This is a genomic window from Protofrankia sp. CiP1_Cm_nod4, assembly GCF_982290645.1.
The window spans coordinates 25,948-35,045 of record NZ_CEVIVC010000016.1 but is presented as its reverse complement, the minus strand read 5'-3'; the positions used below and the strand labels follow the sequence as shown (position 1 = coordinate 35,045).

Below are 9,098 nucleotides of genomic sequence, written 5' to 3'. Positions count from 1 at the left end.
CCCGAGCGCCGTCGAGGAGCTGCTGCGCTACGAGTCGATCGTCCACATGAGCCGAACCGTGGTGAAGCCACACACGATCGGGGGAACCGAGTTGAAGCCCGGCGACCGTGTGGTCGTGCCACTGGCCTCGGCGCACCGTGACGAGGACATTTTCGTCGACGCCGGCGAGATCGTGCTCGACCGCAGGCCCGAGCGCAGCATGATCTTCGGTGCCGGCAGCCATCGCTGCCTGGGCAGTCACCTGGCCCGGCTCGAGATGGGCATCGCCTTCGAGGAGATTTTCTCGCGTATCCCGCGGTTCTCCCTGCCGCCGGAGGCCGAGTTGGTCGCCCACGGCGGCCAGACACGCAGCCTCGCGAACCTGCCGTTCCGTACCTGGCGCGCCGGCGACCCCACCACGGCCTGACCGCCCTCGAGAAAAGGCATGACAGCGACCATGTCGGTTGACCAAGCAGTTCCCACAACAACACGACGGAACACGCTGCGTCCTGACGTGGCCAGGACGTTCCTCGAACCTCGCTCCGTTGCCATCGTCGGTGTGTCGACCAGCTCGGCCCAGGCCTACAAGGCAGGTGGTCGCGCGGTGCTCGAGCACCTCAGGGTTTATGGCTACCAGGGTGACGTCACTGTGGTTCATCCCAGTGCGACCGAAGTCGACGACCGGCGCGCCGTCCCCTCGCTGCGTGACATCGGCCATGTACCCGATGTGGTCGTGGTTGCGGTGCCGGCCCGGCACGTCCTGGGTGTCCTGCAGGAGTGCGCCGACATCGGGGTAACGCAGACTCTCGTGTTGACAGCCGGCTTCGCGGACATGGGACCCGACGGCCTGGCCCTGGAACAGTCCCTCCTCGACTTCGCGAGCGAGCACGGCATCGCCATGGTCGGGCCGAACAGCACCGGTCTGGTCACCGTACGCAGCGGGCTGGCGATGAGCATGACGTCGGTGCTGACGGAGGGAGAGCCGATCGCCCCTGGCGGCCTCGCGGTGATCGCGCAGAGCGGTGCGATCGGCAGCACCGTTGTCGAGCGGGCCCGTCTGGCAGGCGTCGGCATCTCGCACATCGTGAGTACGGGCAACCAGCGGGACATGGACATCCCCGACTTCGTGGCCTTCTTCGCCGAGCACCCCGATGTCGACACCGTGGCCCTCTACGTCGAGTCCATCCGCGATGGCGTGCTGTTCTCCCAGGCTGTCGAGAGGCTCCACGCCGCCGGCAAGCGTCTCGTGGCCTATCTCGGCGGCCGTACGGACGCCGGTGAGCAGGCTGCGGCAAGCCACACCGGCAAGATCGCGGGCAGGGGCGCTCTCGAGCTCGGGCTCCTGCGCGCTCTCGGTGTCACCGTCGTCGATGACCCGGACGACCTGTGGGTCCTTGGCGCAGTCCGCACCACGACGACCAGCACACCTTTCCCCAGGCGCTGGGGCATGGTCGCCTACTCCGGGGGAATGGCCGTGCTTGCCACCGAGCAGCTGGCGTCGGCGGGTGTCGTGTTCCCGGCGCTCTCCCAGCAGACGCTCGGGAAGGTCAAGGAGCGATCTCCGCAGTTCGTCGCGGCGCACAACCCCCTCGACGTGGGGCCCGGATCGATGCCGCACGACTTCCGCAGCTACTTGTCTGCCGTGGCCGCGGATCCTGCCGTCGAGGCATTATGCGTCCCACTCCCGATGGGTGCACGGGGTTGGAACCAGCAGAGCGTCGACGACGTGCTCACGGTGATGGACGAAAGCGGTAAGCCCTTCGTCGTGCTGTGGTACGGCGGCTATGCGCTGCGTCCATACATCGAGCAATTGCGTGCGCGAGGCGTCCTGGTCGCCGAGAAGCCGTCCGACCTTGGAAGGCTTGTCCGCGCGTTGCTGGGACCCGAGCGTACGACCACAGGGGAGGCAGCCGTTGTCGACCACTGTGGCGCCGGATCCCCATCGGCGAAAGGCGGAGCTGCCGCACTGCAACGGTTGGCCGCGCATGGCGTCGACGTCGCCGCCATGCGCGTGCTCGGCGACGATCCTGCGGCTGTGGCCAAGGCCGCGGCAGAGCTCGGCTACCCGGTCGTGCTGAAGATCGGCGACGAGGACGTGGCGCACCGCACCGAACTCGGGCTCGTCACCGTCGGGCTCAGGAGCGAAGACGCCGTGGTGTCGGCGCTCGGCGTGATGCGGGAGCGAGCCGGCAGAGCAGGGGTTCCAGGTACTCGGCAGTGGCTGCTGCAGGCCATGGCCACCGGCGGCGTCGAGCTCGTCCTCACCGTCCGAAACGCCGGTCGTCTCGGCGTCTTCGGGAGTATCGGCCTCGGTGGGGCAGCCGTGGAAGTCCTGCGGGACGTCGAGTCCGTCCCCCTGCCCTGTGACGAGGAGACCCTCCGCCGTGCGCTGAGCCGCCTGCGCACGGCGGATCTGTTCTTCGGCTTCAGGGGGTCAGACCCCGTGGACCTGGGATGGGTGCATCACACGCTGCACCGGATGGCCGACCTCCTCCACACCGCGCGGCTGCGGGAGATCGAGGTCAACCCTGCCCTCGTCGATGGGGGCGGTGGAGTCGTTGTGGACGCCCTCTTCGTGCCTGACATCTCTGGTTGACGTTGTTCAAATTCAGTCTAGAATTAGAAATCGATGCGATGAGCGCGCGCAACGTGCGGTCATGATTCCTCGGAGAGTCACATGAGCGATGACGCCAGGGCGCCTGTCTTCGACTGCGACCAGCACTACTACGAGCCGCTCGACGCCTTCACGAGGCATCGGCCCAGGGAATGGGCCGAGCGAACGGTGCAACTGGCCGAGATCGACGGGCGTAAACGACTGATCGTCGGCGGCAGGGTCGACAAGACGGTGACGAACCCGACGTTCGACCCCATCGTCAAGCCCGGTGTCATGGCCGACTATTTCCGGGGCAACAAGGCTGGCAAGCCGCTGTCGGAGTACCTCGCGCAGCGCGAGCCGCTCCCGGCCTACTACCGCGACCGGGACGCCCGAATCCGCAAGCTGGACGAGCAGGAGATCCAGTGTGTCTGGATGCTGCCGTCCCTCGGCATGGGAATCGAGGAGAGCCTGCAGGAGGACGTGCCAGCGGCGGCCGTCGCGTTCAAGGCATTCAACCGCTTCCTTCTCGACGACTGGGGCTACAACTACCAGGACCGCATCTTCACCGCGCCCTACCTGGCCTTCGGAGACGTCGACGCCGCAGTGGGAGAGGTCGAGCACGGTCTCGACAACGGAGCGCGCATCTTCGTCGTCCGGCCGCAGGCCGTGTACACCGAAGACGGGTGGATCAGTCCCGGTAACGAGCGGTTCGACCCCATCTTCGCCCGCCTCGCCGAAGCGGGTGCCACGCTCATCCCGCATGTCGGCGAGGTCGGGGGCGTCGGCCTCGACAAGTACGTTGATCACCACGGCAACATCATTGGTGGGGTGGCCCCGCCGCTTGAAGTTGCGGTCGGTCACGACCGGGCGATCGGTAACTACCTGGGTGCCCTCGTCTGTGACAAGTTGTTCGAGCGCTTCCCCAGCCTCCGTGTGGCGTCCGTGGAGAACGGTGCAGAGTTTCTCTCTCTCCTGCTGGCGGGGCTCAACCGTGCGGGTTTCCAACAGCCTGGATATTTCTCCTCGGATCCAGTCGAGCAGTTCAAGCAGCATGTCTGGGTCGCGCCCTTCTGGGAGGACAACCTGCTCGAGGTCGTCAGGCATCTCGGACCCGACCATGTGCTTTTCGGATCCGACTACCCGCATCCCGAGGGCCTTGCCGAGCCGAGGCAGTACGAAAAGATCACCGCAGAGCTGAACGACCCGGTTGCCGAACGCAAGATCCTGTGGAGCAACACCGCGATGCTGACAGGTTTGTCTGTCGGCATCGGCTGAGCGGCCCTGATCCGATCATGGAGCTGAAGGGCAAAGTCGTCGTCGTCACGGGCAGCGCGCGGGGGATGGGCGCGGCCATGTGCCGCCGCTTCGCCACAGAGGGGGCGACCATCGTGGTGTCCGATATCGACCAACTGGGGACCATGAGGGTGGCCGACGAGCTCGGCTGCCTCGGCCACCCCTGCGACGTGCGGATGGAGGACCAGGTCATCGACCTGGTCGACGCCGCGACCCGCGAGCACGGGCGTGTCGATGTCTTCGTGTCCAACGCAGGTGTGCTGTGGGGAGAGCCCTGGGACGGCACCACGCCGCTGCAGGAGCGTGGCAATCCCTGGGCGTCCAACGCCGCCTGGCAGGAGGTCTGGGACGTCAACGTGATGCAGCAGGTTTATGCCGCGCGCGCGGTGCTGCCCCAGATGCTCGCGCGAGGTGAGGGCTACCTTGTCCAGAATGCGTCCGCGGGTGGTCTGCTGACCGCACTCGGCAACGCGCCGTATACGGCCGTAAAGCATGCGGCGGTGGGTCTTACGGAATGGCTCGCCATCCACTACGGGGACGCCGGTATCAAGGTGTCCTGCATCGTGGCGGAGGGGGTGCGGACAGACATGCTGCGCGGCGCCCAGGGCGAGTGGTTCGCTGTCGCGGGTGCCGTGACGCCAGAGGACGCCGCACAGTCGATCGTCGACGGGGTGCGTAAGGAGGAATTCCTGATCCTCACCCACCCGGACGTTTCGAGGTATTTCCAGGGCAAGGCTGCCGACCACGACGCCTGGCTTGTGAAGATGCGGCGTCTGCACGCCAGGACTCCGCGCTGACATGCTGCTGACACGGAGGAGTGCCCATGGTCGTCGTACGTGACGAGCTGTATGTCGCAGGTAGGTGGCGGCGACCACATGGGCAGGATGAACTCCTGGTTCATGGAGCGGCGAATGGGGCCGTGATCGGGATCATCCCCGATGCGGATGCTGTCGACGTCGACGACGCCGTCGAGGCGGCGAAGCAGGCGTTCCCGGCCTGGTCCACGACGCCATTACGCGAACGCCTGGAGCTGATCAGACGCCTGGAGGAGGCGCTGACCGCCCGTATCGACGAACTGGCTAGAACCATCACCACCGAGGTTGGTACTCCGGTGCGGGTGTCCCGGCTCCTGCAGGCAGAGGCGCCATGCCGATCTCTCGCGCACTACAGAGCATTGCTTCCGGAGCTCTCGCTCGAGGAGAAGATCGGCTCGTCGGTCGTCATCCGTGAGCCGCTCGGCGTCGTCGCGTGCATCACCGCGTGGAATTACCCCCTGCAGCAGGTGCTCGGCAAGGTGGGAGCTGCGCTGGCGACGGGATGCACGACGGTCGTGAAGCCGTCGGAGGTGGCTCCGCTCAGCGCCTTCATCGTGGCGGAGGCCGTCGACGAGGCGGGCTTCCCCGCGGGCGTCTTCAACCTGGTCACCGGTACTGCGGAGTCGGTGGGGGAACCGCTGGTCGTCCATTCGGACGTCGACATGGTCCACGTCACGGGCAGTACCCGGGCCGGCCGTCGGATCGGAGCGCTCGCGGCAGGGACGATAAAGCGGCTGGCCTTGGAGCTCGGCGGCAAGTCCGCCAACGTGATCCTCGACGACGCCGACCTTGCTCAGGCCGTGAAGGTCGGCGTTGCGAACTGCTTCACCAACAGCGGGCAGACCTGCACCGCGTGGACGCGCATGCTTGTGCCGCACGGGCGGCTTGCCGAGGTGGAGGAGCTGGTGAAGGCGCGGGTGGCCGGCTACCGGTTGGGCGACCCTCTCGACCCGGCGACGAACATGGGGCCGCTGGTCTCTCAGAGGCAGCAGGAGTCGGTCCGCGGCTTCATCCGCGGCGCCCTCGACGAAGGCGCCCGACTGGTCGCCGGGGGGCCGGAGCAGCCCGAGGAGACGTCCGTAGGCTACTTCGTCAAGCCCACGGTCTTCTCTGACGTCATGCCAGGGATGACCATTGCCCAGGAAGAGGTTTTCGGTCCCGTCCTGGCGATCATGCCATTCGATGATGACGATGACGCCATCCGGATCGCCAACTCCACCATCTACGGGCTCGCGGGCGGTGTGTGGTCGCAGGACACCGCTCGTGCAGCGCGGGTGGCGCGCCGCATCCGTGCCGGACAGGTCGACATCAACGGCTCGTTCTTCAACGCCCAGGCCCCGTTCGGGGGTTTCAAACAGTCGGGTGTCGGTCGGGAGCTGGGGATACACGGGCTGCTCGAGTTCTACGAGCTCAAGTCACTCCAGTACGCGTGACCGCCGAGGAAGAGGAGCAGGACCACAGTGGACTTCACCGAGGCTGAGGACCTCCGGCTGATCCGCGATGCGATTCGCAGCATCTGCAGCAAGTTCGACGACGAGTACTGGGCCGGGCGTGACGCGAAGCACGAGTTCCCCTGGGACTTCTACACCGCCCTCGCCGAGGGCGGCTGGATCGGCATCGCCATCCCGGAGGAGTACGGCGGAGGTGGGCGGGGGCTGCTGGAGGCGTCGGTGATCCTCGAGGAGGTAGCTGCCTCCGGGGCCGCGATGAACGGCTGCAGCGCGATCCATCTGTCCATCTTCGGGATGCACCCGATCGCCCTGCACGGCAGTGAGGAGCTCAAGCGGAAGTACCTTCCGCGGGTGGCGAGCGGTGACCTGCACGTTGCCTTCGGCGTGACCGAGCCGGACGCCGGTACCGAGACGCTCGCCATCCGGACGTCGGCCAGGCTCGAGGGGGACCATTACCGCGTACGCGGGCAGAAGGTCTGGACCTCCAAGGCGCTCGAGTCGGAGAAGGTGCTGCTGCTGGTCCGCACGACCCCGGTCGAGCAGGTGCGCACCCGCACGGAGGGACTGACCCTGCTCATGGCCGACCTTCAGAACCCGGCCGTGACGATCCGGCCCATCCCGAAGGCGGGTCGCAACGCTGTCGCCTCCTGCGAGACGGTCTACGACGACCTGCTCGTCCACGTGTCTGACAGGGTCGGAGAAGAGGGAGCGGGCTTCCGGTATCTGCTCGACGGCCTCAACGCCGAGCGCATCCTGATCGCCAGTGAGGCGCTCGGCATCGGGCGTGCCGCGCTGCGCCGGGCGGTCGGCTATGCGCGCGATCGTGTCGTCTACGGACGACCCATCGGGCAGAACCAGGGCATCGCGTTCCCGCTCGCCGAAGCGCACTCGCGGCTGCAGGCCGCAGAGTTGGTCACCCGTCGGGCCGGTTGGCTGCTCGATCAGCGCCTGCCGGCAGGCGCGGAGGCCAACATGGCGAAGTTCCTCGCCACGGATGCCGGCTTCCAGGCCGCCGACGTTGCCATGCAGGTGCACGGCGGTTTCGGATACGCCGAGGAGTACCACGTGGCCCGCTACTGGCGCGAGGCCAGACTGATGAAGATCGCACCCCTTCCGCAGGAGCTCGTGCTCGCCTACATCTCGCAGCACGTCCTCGGCCTGCCCAAGAGCTACTGAAGCACGGGTGTGCACCCCTTGACCTGATTCGAAATCAACATAGATTCAACCGGGGGTCGCCTGCCATGCCGAGAGTGGCGTCCCGTCGGACACTGAGAGCCGAGGAGCAGACGTGACCACCATGACCGAAGCGCTGCCTGAGCAGCCCGCGCCGCTGACGGCAGAGCATGGCTCCGGCTACAAGGTTTTAGGCGACTGGCTGCGGGACGAAGCTGCGCGCGACCCCGACCGGGACTTCGTGCAGTGCGCGAGCCCCTGGATGACGCTCGGGGAACTCGACCGGCTCTCGGACACTGTGGCGGCTGCCCTTCAGGGCCTTGGCGTCGGTAAAGGTGACCGCGTGGCGATCAACCTTCCCAACCGCATCGAGTACATCGTTCTCATCTACGCGATCGCCAAGACCGGAGCGATCCAGGTCCCGCTGAACACCTACCTGCGTGGCGACTTCCTGCGGCACCAGCTCGCACAGACCACACCGCGCGTCTACATCGGCGATGCCGCCGCTCTGCAGATGCTCGAGCCCGTGCTGCCTGAGCTCGACGGCATCGAACACCTGGTGGTCGTCGGGGAAGCCCCTGAGACGACGTCGCTGCCCGACCTCACGCCGTTCGCGTCGCTTGAGGGCTCGCCTCGGCCCCTCGAACCGGTGGCCCTCTCGTCCGCGGATGTGTGTGCCGTCATCTACACGTCGGGGACCACGGGTCCGTCGAAGGGCTGCACGATTACGCACGGGTACTACTGCAACCTCGTCAACGTCTTTATCGATTTCGGCTGGTACGCCGAGGGCGATGTTGTCTTCGGTGCGAACCCCCTGTTCCACTTCAGCGGCCAGACCTGGCTCGTGGCCGCCGCCCTGGCCGTCAGGGGATCCGCCATCGTCGAGCCGTCCTTCAGCGCGTCCGGCTACATGTCCCGCATCCGCGAGACGGGTGCGACGACGGCGATGGGCATGGGCGCCATGGGAATGGCGATCATGACTACACCGCCGAGCCCGGAGGACAAGCAGCACAAGCTGCGCCACATCACCTTCATGCCGTCGACCCCTGCACTCGTCGAGCAGTTCGCGGAGCGCTTCGGTATCGAGCCCTTCGCTGAGGTCTTCGGGCAGTCCGAGTGCTGGCCAGCGCTGCTGGGCGACCCTCGTGGCATGCGCAAGCCTGGCAGCATGGGCAAGCTGACGCCCGGCCTGCAGGTCAAGATCGTCGATGAGGGTGACGTCGAGGTGCCCCCGGGAGAGCCCGGTGAGATCGTGGTCCGCGCGGAGGAGCCTTATCGTCTGTTCTCCGGTTACTGGCGCAATGACGCGGCCACCGTCGAGACTTTCCGTAACCTCTGGCACCACACCGGAGACAGCGGCCGCGTCGACGAGGACGGGTACTTCTGGTTCGTCGACCGCAAGAAGGATTCGCTGCGGCGCCGCGGGGAGAACGTGTCCTCGCTCGAGCTCGAAGCAGCGTTGATGAAGCACCCTGCCTTCTCGGCGGTCGCAGTCCACGCGGTGCCGTCAGAGCTGTCCGAGGACGACATCAAGGTGTGCATCGTTCTCAAGCCGGATGAGTCGGTCGAGCCCGAGGAGCTCTTCGACTTCTTCAGGACCACACTGCCGTACTACGCGGTCCCCCGTTACGTGGAGTTCCTCGACGCTCTGCCGGCAAACGTCAACGGCCGCGTGCAGAAGTTCAAGCTTCGCGAGCGCGGCATCACGGCGGAGACGATCGACTTCGAGGCGCTGGGTCTGGTCATCGCGAGGAGCGAACGTCGGGCTACGTGAGTGTCCATCCTGACTCC

At 66.6% G+C, this 9,098-nt stretch carries 7 protein-coding genes; all 7 read left to right on the top strand.

All coding sequences use genetic code 11. The features are described 5' to 3' along the window. The coding region (locus AC5LSR_RS05505) for a cytochrome P450 (RefSeq protein WP_493464517.1) at window positions 1–406 on the top strand (406 nt) is incomplete at its 5' end. 18 nt (window positions 407–424) lie between these two features. Continuing rightward, on the top strand, window positions 425–2,575 hold the full coding sequence (locus AC5LSR_RS05500; RefSeq protein ID WP_493468225.1) for an acetate--CoA ligase family protein: 2,151 nt from the start codon (window positions 425–427) through the stop codon (window positions 2,573–2,575). Between the two features lie 81 nt (window positions 2,576–2,656). Next, entirely contained in the window at window positions 2,657–3,850 is a 1,194-nt protein-coding gene (locus tag AC5LSR_RS05495) for an amidohydrolase family protein (RefSeq protein ID WP_250286259.1), read from the top strand. Continuing rightward, entirely contained in the window at window positions 3,802–4,665 is an 864-nt protein-coding gene (locus AC5LSR_RS05490) for an SDR family oxidoreductase (RefSeq protein WP_493468224.1), read from the top strand. Before AC5LSR_RS05495 ends, AC5LSR_RS05490 begins: the two co-directional genes overlap by 49 nt. 26 nt (window positions 4,666–4,691) lie before the next feature. Further along, entirely contained in the window at window positions 4,692–6,116 is a 1,425-nt protein-coding gene (locus AC5LSR_RS05485) for an aldehyde dehydrogenase family protein (protein ID WP_445548779.1), read from the top strand. Window positions 6,117–6,143: 27 nt separating this feature from the next. Beyond that, on the top strand, window positions 6,144–7,310 hold the full coding sequence (locus AC5LSR_RS05480; protein ID WP_131767400.1) for an acyl-CoA dehydrogenase family protein: 1,167 nt from the start codon (window positions 6,144–6,146) through the stop codon (window positions 7,308–7,310). A 121-nt stretch (window positions 7,311–7,431) separates the two neighbouring features. Beyond that, window positions 7,432–9,081, top strand: a complete 1,650-nt coding sequence (locus tag AC5LSR_RS05475; protein WP_250286263.1) for an AMP-binding protein — start codon at window positions 7,432–7,434, stop codon at window positions 9,079–9,081. The last annotated feature ends 17 nt before the right edge of the window (window positions 9,082–9,098 follow it).

Coding starts and splice junctions, on each gene's coding strand:
- AC5LSR_RS05500 (WP_493468225.1), top strand. CDS start 425: ATGACAGCGACCATGTCGGTTGACCAAGCAGTTCCCACAACAACACGA.
- AC5LSR_RS05495 (WP_250286259.1), top strand. CDS start 2,657: ATGAGCGATGACGCCAGGGCGCCTGTCTTCGACTGCGACCAGCACTAC.
- AC5LSR_RS05485 (WP_445548779.1), top strand. CDS start 4,692: ATGGTCGTCGTACGTGACGAGCTGTATGTCGCAGGTAGGTGGCGGCGA.
- AC5LSR_RS05475 (WP_250286263.1), top strand. CDS start 7,432: ATGACCGAAGCGCTGCCTGAGCAGCCCGCGCCGCTGACGGCAGAGCAT.